Here is a 17,373-nt window from a genome sequence, read left to right on the forward strand (position 1 = left end):
CTCTTAATGTTCTACGTATCCGTTTTTAGTTCTTTGTATCCAAATGATGATACCCAACACCATAAATGCGCCGATCGAATCGACCATCAATCCATTGGTAGGGATGGCGAAACCAGTGAGGTTTTCGATGGTTCCGTATACTGGAAAGTCAAACACTGACCCTGACCCGAATAGTTCTCTAAAGAACGCTACCGTCAAGATAATCCACGCATAACCAAAACCACTACCTAGCCCGTCTAGTACAGAGTCGTAGGCTTTGTTGGCCATGGCGAATGCTTCTAGACGTCCCATGACGATACAGTTGGTAATGATCAGTCCTACGAAAGCACCCAGTACCTTGTACATATCAAAGAGATAGGCTTTGAGGAATTCACTTACCAGTGTCACGAGCGTAGCAACGATCGCTAACTGTACGATGATCCTGATTCGACCTGGAATGATGTTTCTCATCATCGAAATGATGAGGTTAGAAAATACGATTACGAACACAACCGCGATGGACATGACGAGTGTTGGCTGCATCTTGACCGTGACGGCCAGTGCAGAACAGATCCCCAATACCTGTATGGTGATCGGGTTGTCATCGTTCAGCGGGTCAGTAATGAATTTCTTTCTTCTTTTGGAAAGTAAAGGTTCCGATGGCTCCTTGACGATCGGTTGTTCCAAAGTTTCTGTACTCATTTCTTTATCTATTTTGATGGGTTAGACCCAAGTAAATATCAATTAAATATTTTGCTCTTCAGTGACTGCTGCCTCTTCTATCGGTGCTGCTACTGCCTGAGCTTTGTCTCCTGACTGCACCTTTTCGATGTAGGCAGCGTAGAAGGTCAAGTATTGTTTCAGCATGGCGTTGACACCTTTTCCTGTCAATGTCGCTCCAGACATACCGTCTACGTGGTGATCATCTAGTGGCTCACCTTTTTCACCTTTGACCATAGAGACAGAAGCGATGTTGCCCTGCTCATCAAAGATCTTCTTGCCGACATATCTGCTTTGAATGACAGATGTTGTGATTCTAGCACCTAGACCAGGTGTTTCGGACTTGTGGTCAAAAGCTACCCCTCTGACTGTGTTAAGATCACTATCCAAAGCTACAAAACCTGAAATCCAGTCCCAAAGACCTGCGCCAAACATGGGTAAAATGTAAGAATCTACCTCTTCTGTTCCTTCTTTCATGAACATGAATACAGGATATGGTCTCGTTTGAGGATCTTTTTTGTGATTCTTACCGAAATCGATTTTCTCCGCAACCAATGGATTGCCTTTGGCATCTTTTTCCATTGGTTCGCCATTGATATCAACGACGGTCGAAGTAACTCTTTCCTTGTATAGTGCTAAGATTTCTTTCGAATCCTTGATGTCAGAAATGTCCATCACGGCTCCCAAAATCTTTTTCTTTGTATCTAGTTCTACTTGCTTGTCCTGAAGTGGCTTCAAGACGACTGATGTTCCAGATAGCAAACCTCCGAGTATGATTGTCAATACTGCAGAGAAAATGATGATGTATAAATTAGACCGTTGCACGTTTCAACCTCCTTTTCTTGTTAGCTGCTACCACGTAATAATCGATTAGTGGAGCAAATACGTTCATTAATAATATAGCCAGCATAATTCCCTCTGGGTAAGCTGGGTTAAATACTCGGATGATTACTGTTAGTATCCCGATGAGGAAACCATATATCCATTTGCCTGTTTCGGTCTGTGTAGCAGTCACAGGGTCAGAAGCCATAAAGACCGCTCCGAATGCCAGACCACCAATTACGAGGTGGTACTGTGCAGGGAGTAGCATGTATTCATTAGCTCCGACTAGGTTACATACAGTTCCCATGACAAAGGCTCCTGCAAATACACTGAAGATGATTTTCCAGCTACCTACACCTGTACCGATCAATATCGCTGCACCGATCAAGCACATCAAAGTAGAGGTCTCTCCGATAGATCCTGGCATGATACCGAGGAACATATTCCAGAAATCAAATAAGCCGGTAGACCAACTATTGTTGAGCATTTCGACCATCGGTGTAGTACCTTCTACTGCCGCTGCACCTACTGCTAGTGGTGTAGCTCCCGAAAAACCTGCTACTGCAGTACCGTCTCCGATGTATGACCATACATCACCAGATATCTGTGATGGATATGCAAAGTACAAAAAGGCTCTTGCTGTCAATGCTACGTTGAGGATGTTCATCCCAGTACCGCCGAATACTTCTTTGCCAATTATCACGGCAAATGCTGTAGCCAACCCTACTTGCCATAATGGAATAGAAGCTGGCATGACCAATGGAATCAACATCCCTGTCACCAAAAAGCCTTCATTCACATCGTGTCTGTTGATCGTAGCGAAGGTAAATTCTATGCCTAGCCCTACTGCATAAGATACTGCGATGATAGGCACGACGAGTATCGCTCCTGTCAACAGCTTATCCCCTAGTGCTGCTACTTCTCCTACCGCTAGGTAGTGCTGATGACCTGCATTCCAGATACCAAAAAGTAAACAAGGTATCATGGCGATGATCACGGTCATCATCATTCTCTTCATATCGATCGCATCACGTACCTGTACCCCAGTCGCACCAGTTGTGCTATTCGGGACTAAAAACAGGGTCTCGTGTGCTTCGTATATATAGTAAAACTTCTCCCATTTGCCTCCTTTTTCGAAGTTAGGGCGAACTTTTGCAAAAATGTCTTCTATAAATTTCATCTATGCTCTTAACTATTTTTTACTAAATCTATTCCTTCTCTCAAGATCGACTGGATGTCATTCTTAGATACATCGATGAATTCACAAAGAGCCAAATCCTCTTCGATCACTTCGTATATCCCTAGGCCTTCCATGTCGTCATAGTCTTCTGCTAGTACCGCTTTGATCAGGTGTGTCGGTAAAATGTCCATTGGGAGCACTTTTTCGAAAGCACCTGTCTGTACAAAGGCTCTGTGTTGTCCTTTGGTATTGGTGTCGAGTACATATTCTTTGTTTTTTCCTCCTAGGAACGACAGAAGTCCAAAGGCTCTGTGAAAACTTAACTTCTTAGTGGTCGGTGTGATCCAACCAAAGAACTCGTAGTGGTCTCCTTCTGGTATTACCGTGACTTGATTGTCATAGAACCCGATGTACCCTGTAGAGTTGATTTGTTTTCCTGTCAGTACGTTACCAGAGATGTATCTGATGTGACCTTCTTTGGTTGTGCCATCGACTAGCTTGTTGATGGCGGCACCTGTGTAGGTTTTGTAGTACTGTGGAGCTTTTACTTCCGACCCAGTCAATGCGATGATTTTAGATGCGTCGTATTTTCCTTCGAGGAAGAGTTTTCCGATCTGTGCTACACCGTATGGCGATACGGTCCAGGCTACTTCGCCTTTGTTGATCGCATCAATGTGGTGAATCTGAACACCGACGTTTCCTGCTGGGTGTGGACCGTCAACAGTATTGATTTGCGCTTTTCCGCTTTTGAAGAAGTCCGCATTGTCTTTATTGACGTTGATGTGAACTTTTCCTTCTGTGAGCTTTGACAAGATCGCTACACCAGCCTCATAGTATTTGGCATCTTCCTGAAGTGTAAAGTTCAGGTCTGGTGCCAAGGGGTGCGTGTCAAATGCAGAGATGAAAATAGCCTTTGGTTTATCCTCCGTATTGGCTACTACGCCGTACGGTCTTTGGATAATGTTGGGCCATACGCCTCCTTTTTTCATTTGATCAATGGCAGCTTCTCGTGAGATACCGCTGACATCTGTGTGCTTTTCGAAAGATTCGAAGGCCACTTCCTTATCTGCAAGGATTCGGACTTCCAAAATTTTTCTTTTCGCTCCTCTAACGATCTCTGCTATTTCTCCGCTGACAGGCGAACAGTACATGACGTCCTCCACGAGTTTGTCGATCATGATCGGTGACCCTGCCTTGACAGTATCTCCTTCCTTGATGAGCAATTTAGCTCGGCTCATCCCAACAAAGTCTACGGGTTTGATAGCAAAAGTCTCTGGCTGAGAGAGCTCCGCGATTTTCTTTTCAGCTTTTCCAGCAAGGTTGATGTCAAAACCTTTCTTAAGCTTGATATTCTGAGACATATTTTAGTGCAATAAATCTTGTTTTGAAAACTTTGCAAAAGTAACAAAAAATTGATCAAATGCGGGAATACGTAGAATTATAGATAAAAGTAATTCACAGGGCTGGAATCGAATGGTAAAGGCTCTGATTTGAAATCAATTTTTCCTCCCTAAATTGTGCTTAAAAGTGTTGAAAATGAGGCCAAAAATATTGATCCTAGTACTTGCTTTAGTTTCTGTCATGCCTGCTTTTGGGCAGGGGGTGTCTATGTCTTTTATCATCCCTAAAGATGGATATTTTTCTGCTCCTGTTAGTCCGCTTTCGGTGCGGGGTTTGGGATACAAATGGGGAATGATTGGTTTCGCAACGGGAGCCTCACTCTATAATATGCCTGGACTACCGATGTCTGGTCTTCCCTTCGAGTCTGATAAGCCACTGGCAGGGCCATTTTGGTCGGTGCTCGTGCCACTGCAGCTCACACTGGGCATAGAGGGTGATCGTATGTCGTTTCAGTTGCTGGCAGGAGGGTTTGGCATATGGCACATCAGTCCGCGCCTCAACTATGGCAATCTGGATAGGGCGATTGCGGACTATGAGGGCTGGGATGTCGCCAATGCTAATGTGGACATGAAGAGTAAACTCGGCGCTGGATGGATGGCTGGTGTAGAACTAGCCTTTCATGTCAATCGAAAATTTTCTATCACCACAGAAGTAGAGTATCTATCTGGCCAATCTGGAATGACTCTGAAAGGTGACTATAGTGGAGGCAGCTATGGGGGCATGATAGAAACCCGCCCCGTGGACTATGCAGATGCTAATCTGATGCTGGAGGGGTTGGAGATATCTATAGGAGTGGTGATGAATGGGAGGTAGTTATTATATAGCTGCAGCACTGAATTGTGCTTCAATATAATTTTTTACCCGTTCCATGAGCCACATGGGCGTAGAGGTCGCGCCGCAGATACCGACTGAGTCTTCTGCTTTGATCCAGTCTAGGTCTAGTTCTTCTTCGCTTCCGATGAAATAACTCCTTTCGTTGAAATTTTTGCAAACACCATAAAGTGCTCGTCCGTTAGAACTTTTCTTACCACTGACGAAAATGATGACATCATGCTTTTGTGAGAACTTCTCCATGCTTGGTTCGCGATTGGAGACCTGACGGCAGATGCTGTCATTGGCTTTGAAATCGGTGACTTCTAGGCTGGTGTTTTCTATTCCTTTGGTTGCAGCGATGCGTTCTTCTATCATCGCTTTGAGGCGATAGAAGCCTTTGGTGCTTTTAGTTGTCTGACTATATAAGGTGATGGGACGAGAAAAATCAATCTGCTCCAAGTCTTCATCTTCCATCACAATGATGGCTTTTTCTTTGGTCTGGCCTGTGAGACCGATGACCTCTGCATGGCCAGGCTTGCCATAGATAACGATCTGACCTGCTACTTCTTCCATTTGGTCGAAAGATCCTTTAACTCGGTTTTGGAGTTTCAGTACGACTGGACAGGATGCGTCGATGAGCTCAATGTTGTTTTGGATGGCTAGCTTATAGGTTTCTGGTGGCTCGCCATGGGCACGGATGAGGACTTTACAATCGTGGAGATTTTTCATATCCTCTTGATCAATGATTTTGAGTCCTTTGGCGGCTAGGCGTTCGACCTCCATGTGATTGTGTACGATATCACCGAGGCAGTAGAGGGTGCCGTTCTCATTGAGCTCGTCCTCGGCCATCTCGATGGCGTACTCCACGCCAAAACAATATCCTGAATTACTATCGATTTCTATTTTCATGGTGCGACTACCTAGTGCTATTGCAAAATTAAAACAAATTTTTTTGGTGGATAATGTGAGTATTGTGATTGTCTTGTAATAACCAAAGTGATGATCAAATTCTAACTAGCATTTTCTGCATTTATTTTGATGTGGTTAAGCACGCGGGTGTGTATTTTATGGATTATCCAATCACTCCAAATTTTCCAGTATGTACTGGGTTTAATGTTGTGCCTGTACCAAGTAGTTCCTGTTAGTTCTGTTTGACCGTTCGGAAGTTTTGTGAGTTTGAACTCTCCACGCTCAGATACAAAATAATCATGCAAATGAGGTGCATTTATATCCCATAAGCTGTATTCTATCATCGGCTCTGGCTGTTCTAATACGTCAAATCGCAACCTTTTTGGCTTTGACCACTCCGTAATGGGCTCTACAAAACTACCTGTATTGAAATTACAATAACGAATAGCATTAGTTCCCTTTCCTTTAATTTCGGAATTAATGGGGTAAGAAATCCCAGTTTTGAAAATAAACTCAGAGGGTTCTTCCATTTTAGGAAATTCAATTACGTTGTGCCAAACGGATTCAATACTTGCGTTGATGATTAAACTGGTTGATACAGTATGTAGTCTGTTACTAGTATTCTCTTTTTCAGAAAATGCTGTGATAGGAATGCTGATTGTTGATATGAGAATAATAGTAAGTGAGTGATCTGGCCTTTTGTTTACAAGAGATTTTCCCGTTAGGCCACCAATCAATGTGAAAATGGCAGCTATTGGACTGGCCATACCAATGCATATTAATCCCTCAATAGCAAATAGAATTAAACCACCAGTAAACACTCCTAGAGTAATGAAGCTAATTTGTAAGGCTTCTTTGGTACTGACTGTTCGGTTGTGACCTAAGAGAATCGTAGAAACTAAACCTATGAGGAGTGGGGTAAGGATAAATAAAGCAATTCCATATTCACCAATCGCATATATTCCCCAAATCGTAAGAGGGGACGCTATAAAAATGGTTGCTAGCACAGCGACCATCTTTCGTGTTTTTATGTTTGTTGGCAAAAATTTACTTAGCAAATTCATTATTGTCTAATAATTTATCTAGTCAAACTTCACAACTTCTTAATAGCTCTACTATCTGCTAGTTGCACGATGCGGTCTACTTGCTCTTCGAAGAACATGTGTGTGGTGTCGATTTCTACGCTGTCTTCGGGACGGGTCAGTGGACTCTCGGCTCGTGTGGTATCAATGGTGTCTCTTTGTTTGAGATTGGCCTTGACGTCATCGAGATCTACCAGTTGGTCTTTGTCGAAGAGTTCTTTTTGTCTGCGCTCTGCCCGTACATCAAAGTCTGCTGTCATGAATATCTTGAGCTCTGCCTCTGGGAACACGACACTGCCGATATCTCTGCCGTCCATGACTAGACCTTTGGATCGTCCCATTTTTTGTTGTTGCTTGACTAGGTCTATTCGGACTGCTTTGATAGCACTGACTTCACTGACGTTTTGGGAGATTTCCATCTCACGAATTCTTTTTTCGACATTGAGTCCATTGAGATAGGTCTCGCTTTGACCTGTATGCTCGTTGTGGTGGAAGGTGATTTCTATTTTGTCCAGTGCCTTTTCGACTGATTTGGGATTGGTCTTGTCTATATAGTTTTCCATGAAATACAGCGTGACCGCCCGGTACATCGCCCCAGTATCTACATATCTATAGTTGAGTTTTGATGCGACTTGTTTGGCAGTGGAGCTTTTGCCGCAGGCTGAGTAGCCATCTATGGCAATGATGATTTTTTTCATGAGTGGGATTGTTTGTGTGATTTAGGCGTATCAACAGTCTTTGACTGGGCAAGGGATTGGTTTGCCTTTCTTGATTTTTCGAGCTTTTCGTTCTTGAGGGTATTGTGAGGATTTGCATGAGTTAAAGCTCAAAATAGCCAGCATCGCAACCAGTGTAAATAGACGTCCTGTAACTTTCAAATCAGTGTTTTTTTAAATGGATAAAACAAATATAGGGATTAAACGAATGTCATAAAGTTTGAGTTGGTCGAGCTTATGATTAGCTTACTATACTTGGCTATGTAATATATTGATTGTCAAATCATTTGATGTGCCATTTATTTTGAAAAAAACTAACCAATTTAAGTAGCCTTTCTAAAACAGAATTAAGCCCTTTCAACTAGCATTTTAAATAAAACTTGAAATATTTCAAGAGGTAGAAAATCTATGTAGCTACAGATAGTCGTACATAGGACAAGAGATTAATAAAAAAACTAAAACATGGAACAAACTAATCAAGTAAAGTGGCCTGAGATTTTGAGCTTGGCTGCTTTGAACGTCGCGCTGGTGATCAGCTGGATAGCCTATCACGAGTATCAACCTGTCGTATTAGAGAATTTTAATTTTACGGAACTATCCTCATTTCTTGTAGTGGCCAAGGCTTTCGTTCTGGTCATTATTCCTCCGTTGGCAGGGTTAACGGCTGATTATTTCTTGAAGAAAAACGGAAAATTCTTTGTCGTTTTTACAGTCGGTATTGGAGCTACTGCGATGATTTTTATGATCGTGGCATCTATCATCGGTGCTGGTCCAGCCAACGAGATGCGGGTGTTTCTGCCTTATATGATTTTACTCTGGTTGATATCTATGAATCTGTTTATCAGTCCTGCATATTCTATGATCGAGGCATTTGCGCCAGCTAAACAACTCCCAGTAGTAGTGGGATTCTTGTTCTTGGTGACGGAGCTGATCTATGCGCTAGAGCCTGTGGTAGTGGCGTTGGTTAGATTCTTTGGGGATACGCTGACTTTTATAGTAGGGGGTGTGCTGATCTCAGTGAGTGGTTATTTCTTCCACAAAATCTGTTCGTCCAAAGTCATCAATTACAGAAAGGATGCTGTATCCAATGTCCAAAAGCCAGTAGGCATCTCTACCTATGTAGCGATTATCGGTGTAGGTTTTATTCTTGGTGCTGGTAAGGCGGTGTTGGTAGAGTACTACCCAGAATACATCGCGCTCAACTTCCCAGATCATGAGGGCTTAGGAGCATATTTTTCATTGGGACTATTGGCTTTCGCTGCGATTATGGCATTTGCACTGAGTAAGAAAGTAGTCCAGATGGGGCTTCAGCGTGTGATTGTAATTAGTTTCGTATTGCTCGCTGTGGGGTCTATTTGTATTATGGCTACTTCTAACCTATACTTCACGTTGTTTGCAGGAGTAATCGTGGCAAGTGGTTTTGCGTTAATCAATCTTGTGGGTATTCCTTTTGCGATCGCGAATTTATCCGCCAAACATATTACTTATGGTGTGGGTATTTTTATCGGTGCGTCAGAGTTGTTAGCAGGGATATTCGAGGTGGCTTTGCATTAATTAACTAAAGGCAATAAAACCAAAAAGAGGAAATGCATCATGCATTTCCTCTTTTTGGTTTTAGCACATTCATTTTTATTTTTTTTTGGCTCCCAAAAAAGTAAGGAACATTCCTGCTACATTATTATATCAGAAGATTAACCATTAACTTTTCGTTTTTAATCTCAGAGAGATAGCCTGTTGGGTTATGTTTGTCGATTAGAAAACTAATACCTCTTATGGGCTTGTCCCGAGGATGATATTTTGTGTAAAATTGAACCACTCGAATTAATTCAGACCTGTTAACCTATGCGAAACCTTGCAATCCTACTGATAGGCATTTTGCTTTTCACTGCCTGCGCAGACCATGCCAAAAAAGAGAATGAACCTAGTTTTGATAGTCCTAAAAGTCTATTCGTAGACTATATCTCGGAGTACAGCTCAGAGGTGATTAGCACCTCTTCTCCCATCAAAATCAAACTGTCCAAAGCACTCGATAGTATCAAAGCAGGAGATGTAGGATCAGCGGGCTTATTTCAGTTCAATCCAGCCATAGAAGGAACCGTGCTCTGGGAGGATAATCGTACCGTTGTGTTTGAGCCAGAGGGTAGGCTCGAATCAGGCCAGACTTACCAAGTGTCATTCAAAATAGGAGATCTCCTAGATACACCAGCAGACAAAGAAGTTTTCCAATTTAGCTTTGTAACGCTGGTTCAGAACTATGAAGTAGAACTCAAAGAGCTCGTGCCTTATGATGTAGAAGACTTGACGCGTGTCCAGCTAAAAGGTGTGATACAGACGGCAGATATCGCCGAGAGCCAATCGGTGGAGAAAATCCTGAGCGCATCCCAAGCTGGGAAGTCTTTGGAAATCCAATGGAATCATGATGCTGCCAAGCGACACTACAGTTTTACCATACAGGATATTCGACGTGCCAATGAGGAATCTAAGGTGCAGATACTGTGGAAAGGAGAACCGATAGGTGTGGATCGTGAGGGAGACGAAGACTATACGATCCCAGCACTTAATGATTTTAAGGTGACCAATGTGTTTTTGAACCGTGGTGGAGACAAATATATCTCGGTGGTCTTTAGTGACCCACTGATGGCCAAGCAGAATTTGGATGGATTCATCACGATAGATAACAATGAGCCCCGTCATGTGATTGACAAAAATGTCCTCAAGGTTTACCCTACGGCAGAACTGTCAGGCAAGGTAGAGTTGAAGATATTTAGGAAAGTGAAAAATGTAGCAGGTTTTAGTCTCAAAGAGGATTATACTACTACATTCATTCTCACACAATCCAAGCCAGATGTCAAGATCGTAGCAAACTCAGGTGTGATCATTCCCGATTCGAAAAACCTGATACTGCCCTTTGAGGCGGTGGGCTTGAGTGCTGTAGATGTGACAGTCGTGCAGATTTTTCAAGACAACATTTTCCAGTATTTACAGGTCAATGACCTAGGGTCGAGTGGTCAAATGAATCGTGTCGGTCGGCCCGTTATCAAAAAGACGATCAATCTCAGAGGCCAAGGTGTCACGGATCTCAATGCTTGGAACCGCTATACTCTAGATCTAGCCGAGATTTTTCAGATCGATCCAGGAGCCATGTATGATGTACGCATCGGTTTTAGACCGCAGCACTCGATTTATTTTTGTGCCAATGCAGATGAGCAGAACAATCAAGTAGTCATAGAAGAAGAAACTTGGGAAGAACTCGAAGAGGGCAGCAACTGGGATTCGTATCAGAATTTTTATAGCAATGACTATGACTGGCGAAAGCGAGAAAACCCTTGTCATGTCTCCTATTATATGTACAGAGATGAGGCGAGCAAGCTTGTTTTTTCTTCGAATATAGGACTGATTGCCAAGCGTGCAGATCAGGGCGAGCTCTACGTCTATGCCAACAATATCTTAGATACTAAAGCCATGGCAGAGGTTAATTTTGCGGTGTATGATTTTCAACAGCAGCTCGTGGGGTCAGGAATCTCCAATAGCAAAGGAGAGGCGAAGATCAAACTAACAGGAAAGCCTTTTGTCCTGATGGCCAAAAAAGGAAAGCAGTACGCTTATCTCAAACTCAACGATGCATCCTCCTTATCTCTGAGTAATTTCAACGTGACGGGGCAGGACATTCGCAAAGGGATCAAAGGCTACATCTATGGCGAACGTGGAGTCTGGAGACCAGGGGATGATATTCATCTTTCATTCATCCTAGAAGATGGCCAAAAGCAATTGCCAGAGGGATACCCTGTGGTGATGGAGCTACGAAACCCACAAGGGCAGTTAGTCAAAAAACAGGTCAAAACGGAATCAGCAGAGGGTATGTTCGACTTCACCGTGAGGACGCACCCTGATGCACCCACTGGGAGGTGGAGTGCCACGGTCACGGCTAGTGGCGTGAAGTTCACCAAGGACATTCGTATCGAGACGGTCAAACCCAACCGCTTAAAAATTGATCTAGATTTTCATCAGGAAAGGCTTACAGCACTCGACGAAAATATAGCCGGTGACTTGACGGTAAAATGGCTGCATGGTGCAGTAGCCAAAGGGCTCAAGGCTGAGTTTGACATGACAGTCTATCCTATCACGACGAGCTTTGACAAATTCCCCAACTACAGTTTTGATGATCAGTCCAAGCAGTTTTATTCAGGAACCGAAGAAGTCTTTTCTGGTAACCTTAACGGTGAAGGGTATGCTCAGGTCAATGTCACCATGGGTGAGCAAGAGGATGCGCCAGGTGCGCTATTGGCTGTTTTTACTGGCAAGGTCTACGAAGAAGGTGGCAACTTTAGTATCGATAAGGTATCTATTCCTTACTACCCTTACGCTTCTTTCGTCGGGGTGAAAGCACCTGAAGGGGACAAGCGTGGCATGCTACTGACAGATGAGGATCACATCATACAAATCGCAACTGTAGATGCAGAGGGCAGGCCTGTCAGCCGTGATGATTTGGAAGTAGAACTGTACAAGCTAGAGTGGAAATGGTGGTGGGATCAGTCCGCGAACCAGGTTAGCAACTATATAGGGTCGTCCTACGAGCGACCGATCAAGTCAGCCAAAGTGGATAGTGAAAACGGACGTGCCGAGTGGAAGTTGAGAATTAATCATCCGAGCTGGGGTAGATACTATGTAAGAGTGACAGATCCAGTATCGGGTCACAGTGGCGGTAAGATTGTCTATGTAGACTGGCCCGGGTGGGCTGGAAAAGCCAAAGGTGGTGATCGAGGCGGAGCGAATATGCTCAGTTTTGATTTGGAAAAAGAAGAATATAAAGTCGGAGAGCAAGTCAAAATCAACATCCCAAGCAGCAAAGGTTCGCGGATTTTGGTGAGTCTGGAAACGGGCGACCGCATCATCCAATCGTTTTGGGTAGATAGCGAGGAGGAGTCTACGACATTGGCGTTCGAAGCGACCGCTGATATGGCGCCTAATGTCTATGCGAACGTGACTTTGATCCAGCCACATGCCCAAAGTGCCAACGACCTACCGATTAGACTCTATGGGCTCCAATCCATCAAGGTGACAGATCCTGCGACGGTTTTGCATCCAGAAATCAAAATGCCCGAAAAGCTAAGACCCGAGCAAGAGTTCACTGTCGAAGTAAAGGAAAGTAAAGGCCGAAAAATGGCCTACACCATTGCTATGGTAGAGGATGGTTTGTTGGATTTGACGAAATTTAAAACACCATCGCCATGGTCTAGTTTCTATGCCAAGGAGTCTCTTGGGATCAAAACGTGGGATGTGTATGATGAGGTGATTGGCGCTTATGGAGGCAAAATCGAAAGGTTACTTGCCGTAGGAGGAGGTGGAGGTCTGGATGATGCAGCCAAGAAAAACCTCACCGCCAACCGATTCAAACCTGTCGTAAAATACCTCGGGCCATTCGTCCTCGAAGCTGGCAAGACGGCGCAGCACAAAATCAAAATGCCGCAGTATGTGGGCAGCGTTCGGACGATGGTAGTGGCGGCCTATGACGGTGCCTATGGATCGACTGATGTGACGACTCCCGTCAAGCAGCCAGTCATGGTACTAGCGACACTGCCGAGAGTAGTCGGTCCTGATGAGGAGATCAGTATTCCAGTGACTTTGTTTGTCAACGACGCTTCGGTCAAATCGGTCAATGTTAGTTTAGAAAGCAAGCAAGGTCTACGCATGATCGGTAGCAGCAGCCAAAAGGTAACTTTTTCAGAGAATGGAGAGAAAGTCGTGTATTTCAAAGCCCAAGCGACGAGGGATTTTGGGATAGCCAAATTAGGTGTCACTGCCAAAGCAGGAAAGCATGTCGCACAGTATGACGTGGAGATGAACCTACGCGCACCGAATCCTCCGATGACAGATGTCAGTGACAAGTTCCTCAACGCGGGTGAAAAATGGCAAATGGCTTATGACCCCCTGGGTATGTTGGGTACGAATGAAGCGACCTTAGAAATCAGTACCTTGCCCCCGCTCAACTTGGAGCAGCGCATGCAGTATTTGATCCAGTATCCTCATGGCTGTATCGAGCAGACGGTATCATCCGTATTTGCACAGTTATATCTGGGAGAGCTAACGGCGATCACCGCTGAGAGTCGTACTGCGATCGAGCGAAATATCAATGCAGCTATTCAGAGATTGAGGACTTTCCAAACCACCAATGGCGGCTTTGCTTACTGGCCAGGTCAGGTACAAGAGAACGACTGGGGCACCAACTATGCCGGACACTTTATGCTGGAAGCAAAGAAAGCCGGTTATGCCGTGCCAGAGAACATGCTGACCAGTTGGGTCAAGTATCAGAAGCGACAGGCGAACCAGTGGTCATCTGGGGGTAGACGTAGGAGTGATTTGGTGCAGTCCTATCGACTCTATGGTTTAGCACTTGCCGGCGAGAAGGTCGTCGGATCAATGAACAGACTGAAGCAGACGGACCAATTGTCTACCGTATCTAAATGGAGACTAGCACTGACTTACGCAGTAGCTGGATTTCCTGATGTCGCCAATGAGTTGATCAAAGGTCTTACGACAGAGGTAGAGGACTATAGAGAGATGTCCTATACCTATGGATCTGGGATCAGGGATCGTGCGATGATTTTGGAGACGTTGGCATATCTAGGGCGCAAGGAAGAAGCTTTTCCTATCCTCGAAAAAATAGCGGAGAAAATGTCTAATAAGAATCAGTGGATGAGTACTCAGACCACTGCTTTTAGTCTGATAGGTATCCAAAGCTATACCAAAGATATGGATGCGAGTTATGTGAGTTTCGAGGTGAAAGAAGATGGAGCCAATGTGAAGTTTAACCCAGGCACCTATGTCACGACTGTGGAGCTAAAGAATGTAGACAAGCAGCAACCGCTCTATGTCAACAACAAGGGCGGTTCGCCTATCTATGTGCGCTTGATCAGAAAAGGCGTGCCACTAGAAGGCGATGAAGAAGCCAAGCAGCGAAATATTGCGTTTGATATCCAATATGTGAGCAAGGAAGGAACGCCTGTCAAAGTAAAAGATATCGCGCAGAATACTGATTTCTCAGCGATCATTTCAGTTCAGAATACGGGTCTGAGTGGGGACTATGAAGAGATCGCATTGACACAGATTTTCCCCTCAGGATGGGAAATCTTAAATGAACGTCTAAACGGTGAGTTGATCAATACTGGTTATGATTCACCAGAGTATGCGGACATTCGTGATGATAGAGTAATGCTGTATTTTGACCTGAAAGAAAAAGAAAAAAAGACCTTTGAGATCAAGCTGAACTCTGCTTACAAAGGCAAGTACTACATGCCAGCTGTCGTAGTAGAAGCGATGTACGATGACAATATCTACGCCAATACGGCTGGTGGTTGGGTCAATGTGGAATAAAATCATTCTCCATATCAGTCAGTGGAAGCGCTACCAAAAGGCACTCGCATTGTGCTTTTTGGTAGCGTTGTTTTTCTTTTGGGTCGTCCCTCTCTCTGATCCGGTCTTCGAAGATCACTATGCTACGACGCTGGAGACACGTGATGGACAGTTACTAGCAGCCATTATAGCGGATGATGGACAGTGGAGGTTTCCGCAGCGGGATACAGTACCTGATCGTTTTGCTCAGTGTATTCGGCTGTTCGAGGATGAGTATTTTGATTATCATCCAGGAATCAACCCTGTATCGATATTTCATGCGCTACTTTCGAACATACGTGCAGGCAGTATCCGCCGTGGAGGTAGTACACTGAGTATGCAGGTGATACGAATGTCTCGTCACAATCCTGCTCGGACGTTTGGGGAGAAGATTCTGGAGAGCTTCATGGCGCTGAAACTGGAGTTGCTTTATTCTAAAGAACAGATACTGGTGATGTACAGTGCACATGCTCCATTCGGTGGCAATGTCGTGGGACTGGATGCTGCGGCATGGCGCTACTACGGTCGATCGGCGGATCAGTTGTCATGGGGAGAGGCTGCCGCGCTGGCGGTGTTACCGAATAGTCCCGCCTTGATTTTCCCAGGACGAAATGATGAGTTGCTGGAAAACAAAAGAGCCTTCTTGTTGGCTAAGCTTTTAGACCGTGGGATCATTGATTCTTTGACCTACCGATTGTCTCTCGTGGAGGAGTTGCCTGGGAGACCAAAGCCTCTTCCGCAGTTGGCTCCTCACCTTCTTACTCGTGCGATCAAGGATGGGAAACTCGGCCAGCGGATTGTGGTGACGTTAGACACGAGGCTACAGCGCTATGTCTACCAAAAGACACATGAGCACATGGAGGCACTGGTAGAAAACCACATTCACAATGCTGCGGTACTAGTTGTGGAGATCGCAACGGGAGAGGCCAAAGCCTATCTTGGCAATACGGATGCGGGGCATTTACATGGAGAACATGTAGATGTGATCACGGCACAGCGTAGTACGGGTAGCTTGCTAAAACCATTTCTATATGCGGCGGCTATCGATGATGGTCAGATTGCGCCCCGCCAACTCACCAAAGATTACCCATTGATTCACAAAGGTTTTTCTCCCAAGAATTTTGACAAGAAGTATCGCGGGGCAGTGTCTGCAGATGAGGCTTTGAGGAGATCGCTCAATTTGCCTTTTGTCAACCTACTCATCGACTATGGGTATGAGCGGTTTCACCACAAGCTTCAGGAACTGGGTATGTCTAGTCTGAGATTCGGTCCAGACCACTATGGGTTGTCCATCATATTAGGTGGCTCAGAGTCTAGTCTCTGGGAGTTGACCAATATGTACACCAATATGTACAGAGTATATGATGGAGGAAAAACACGACCTGTCACACGCACCTATGATAGTCGTGACTATGGTCTTTTGAGCTACGATACAGAGGTAGATCAGAATCGCTATATGGATGTTCGTACGTCACCTTTGAGTGTCGGAGGTATCTGGTCGGCACTCACAGCAATGACTGACCTGAACCGCCCCGAGGATTTCGAAAACTGGGAGCGGTTGAATGGATCATCTGATGTGGCATGGAAGACTGGGACGAGCTATGGTTTTCGAGATGCATGGTCGATAGGGATCAATGGCCAATATGTGGTAGGCGTATGGGTAGGCAATGCTGATGGGGAAGGCCGATCTGGTTTGGTGGGTGTGCGGGCTGCTGCTCCTTTGATGTTTGATGTATTCGAAGCGTTGGACGGGACGTTGGATCTTTCTGCACCGACCCATGAGACGATCGCTGCAGAAATCTGTATTTTGAGTGGTCATCGTGCGGGGGACTATTGTGAGTCGACACGCGCTGAGAGTGTACCCTTATCAGTTGGACAATCTGAGATATGCCCTTACCATGAACAACTGCATCTAGATAGTACTGAGAGGTATCAAGTCAATAGCGCTTGCTATTCGGTACAGAATATGGTACAAAGCAATTGGTTTATTTTGCCACCAGTGCAGGCGTGGTATTATCGTAGGTATCACTCAGACTATCGGGCAGTACCTGAGTTTATGCCTGCGTGTCAAGAGACCGACGACCGAAAGCACATGTCATTTATCTATCCGAAAGACCAGTCCAAAATTTATATCCCCAATGAAATCGACGGGAAGAAAGGTCAGGCCATTTTTGAGATCGCGCATCAGGATATCCATCAGCAGGTCTATTGGCATATGGATGGAGACTATCTAGGACAGACAACTGTACCCCACCAGATGGGTATTGTCGCAGAGGCTGGAGACCATACCCTCTATGTACTCGATGAGGAAGGGCAAAGTTTAGCCTTAAAATTTGAGGTGATTAACTAATAGCGTTACAGA

Annotated in this window: 11 protein-coding genes; 4 read left to right on the forward strand and 7 right to left on the reverse strand. The window is 44.8% G+C overall.

Features of this window, described 5'->3' with window-relative positions; translation table 11 throughout:
• Positions 1–3: 3 nt before the first annotated feature.
• The 4 genes from BGP76_RS14635 to BGP76_RS14650 are packed head-to-tail and all read right to left on the reverse strand — an operon-like array spanning position 4 to position 4,062.
• Complete coding sequence (locus BGP76_RS14635) at positions 4–681, reverse strand: NADH:ubiquinone reductase (Na(+)-transporting) subunit D (RefSeq protein ID WP_073121517.1); 678 nt, start codon at positions 679–681, stop codon at positions 4–6.
• Between the two features lie 42 nt (positions 682–723).
• On the reverse strand, positions 724–1,524 hold the full coding sequence (gene nqrC, locus BGP76_RS14640) for an NADH:ubiquinone reductase (Na(+)-transporting) subunit C (protein ID WP_119845235.1): 801 nt from the start codon (positions 1,522–1,524) through the stop codon (positions 724–726).
• Positions 1,511–2,701 (reverse strand): NADH:ubiquinone reductase (Na(+)-transporting) subunit B, encoded by a 1,191-nt coding sequence (locus BGP76_RS14645; protein WP_073121512.1) that lies wholly within the window; start codon positions 2,699–2,701, stop codon positions 1,511–1,513. The genes nqrC and BGP76_RS14645 overlap by 14 nt, the downstream gene beginning before the upstream one ends.
• Before the next feature lie 8 nt (positions 2,702–2,709).
• Positions 2,710–4,062 (reverse strand): Na(+)-translocating NADH-quinone reductase subunit A, encoded by a 1,353-nt coding sequence (locus tag BGP76_RS14650; RefSeq protein ID WP_119845236.1) that lies wholly within the window; start codon positions 4,060–4,062, stop codon positions 2,710–2,712.
• 175 nt (positions 4,063–4,237) lie between these two features.
• Here BGP76_RS14650 and BGP76_RS14655 point away from each other — a divergent pair, with 175 nt between their 5' ends.
• A complete protein-coding gene (locus tag BGP76_RS14655) occupies positions 4,238–4,915 on the forward strand; it encodes a hypothetical protein (protein WP_147407482.1) in 678 nt (225 codons plus the stop codon).
• Between the two features lie 3 nt (positions 4,916–4,918).
• Here BGP76_RS14655 and BGP76_RS14660 read toward each other — a convergent pair whose 3' ends face one another.
• From BGP76_RS14660 to cmk, 3 genes are all read right to left on the reverse strand, one after another.
• Complete coding sequence (locus tag BGP76_RS14660) at positions 4,919–5,824, reverse strand: 4-hydroxy-3-methylbut-2-enyl diphosphate reductase (protein ID WP_119845238.1); 906 nt, start codon at positions 5,822–5,824, stop codon at positions 4,919–4,921.
• 101 nt (positions 5,825–5,925) lie between these two features.
• Positions 5,926–6,888: a hypothetical protein gene (locus tag BGP76_RS14665; protein WP_119845239.1), complete on the reverse strand. Its 963-nt coding sequence runs from the start codon at positions 6,886–6,888 to the stop codon at positions 5,926–5,928.
• Between the two features lie 29 nt (positions 6,889–6,917).
• The gene (gene cmk / locus BGP76_RS14670; protein ID WP_073121501.1) at positions 6,918–7,604 is read right to left on the reverse strand and encodes a (d)CMP kinase; all 687 of its coding nucleotides are present in this window, start codon (positions 7,602–7,604) and stop codon (positions 6,918–6,920) included.
• A gap of 480 nt (positions 7,605–8,084) precedes the next feature.
• Here cmk and BGP76_RS14675 point away from each other — a divergent pair, with 480 nt between their 5' ends.
• The 3 genes from BGP76_RS14675 (at position 8,085) to pbpC (ending at position 17,361) form a co-directional block, all read left to right on the forward strand.
• A complete protein-coding gene (locus BGP76_RS14675) occupies positions 8,085–9,176 on the forward strand; it encodes a hypothetical protein (RefSeq protein ID WP_119845240.1) in 1,092 nt (363 codons plus the stop codon).
• Between the two features lie 288 nt (positions 9,177–9,464).
• On the forward strand, positions 9,465–14,993 hold the full coding sequence (locus BGP76_RS14680) for an Ig-like domain-containing alpha-2-macroglobulin family protein (RefSeq protein ID WP_119845241.1): 5,529 nt from the start codon (positions 9,465–9,467) through the stop codon (positions 14,991–14,993).
• Complete coding sequence (pbpC, locus tag BGP76_RS14685) at positions 14,944–17,361, forward strand: penicillin-binding protein 1C (protein WP_119845242.1); 2,418 nt, start codon at positions 14,944–14,946, stop codon at positions 17,359–17,361. The genes BGP76_RS14680 and pbpC overlap by 50 nt, the downstream gene beginning before the upstream one ends.
• Positions 17,362–17,373: the final 12 nt, after the last annotated feature.

The sequence above is a fragment of the Reichenbachiella sp. MSK19-1 genome (assembly GCF_003590315.1).
GTDB classification, from domain to species: Bacteria; Bacteroidota; Bacteroidia; order Cytophagales; family Cyclobacteriaceae; genus Reichenbachiella; species Reichenbachiella agariperforans.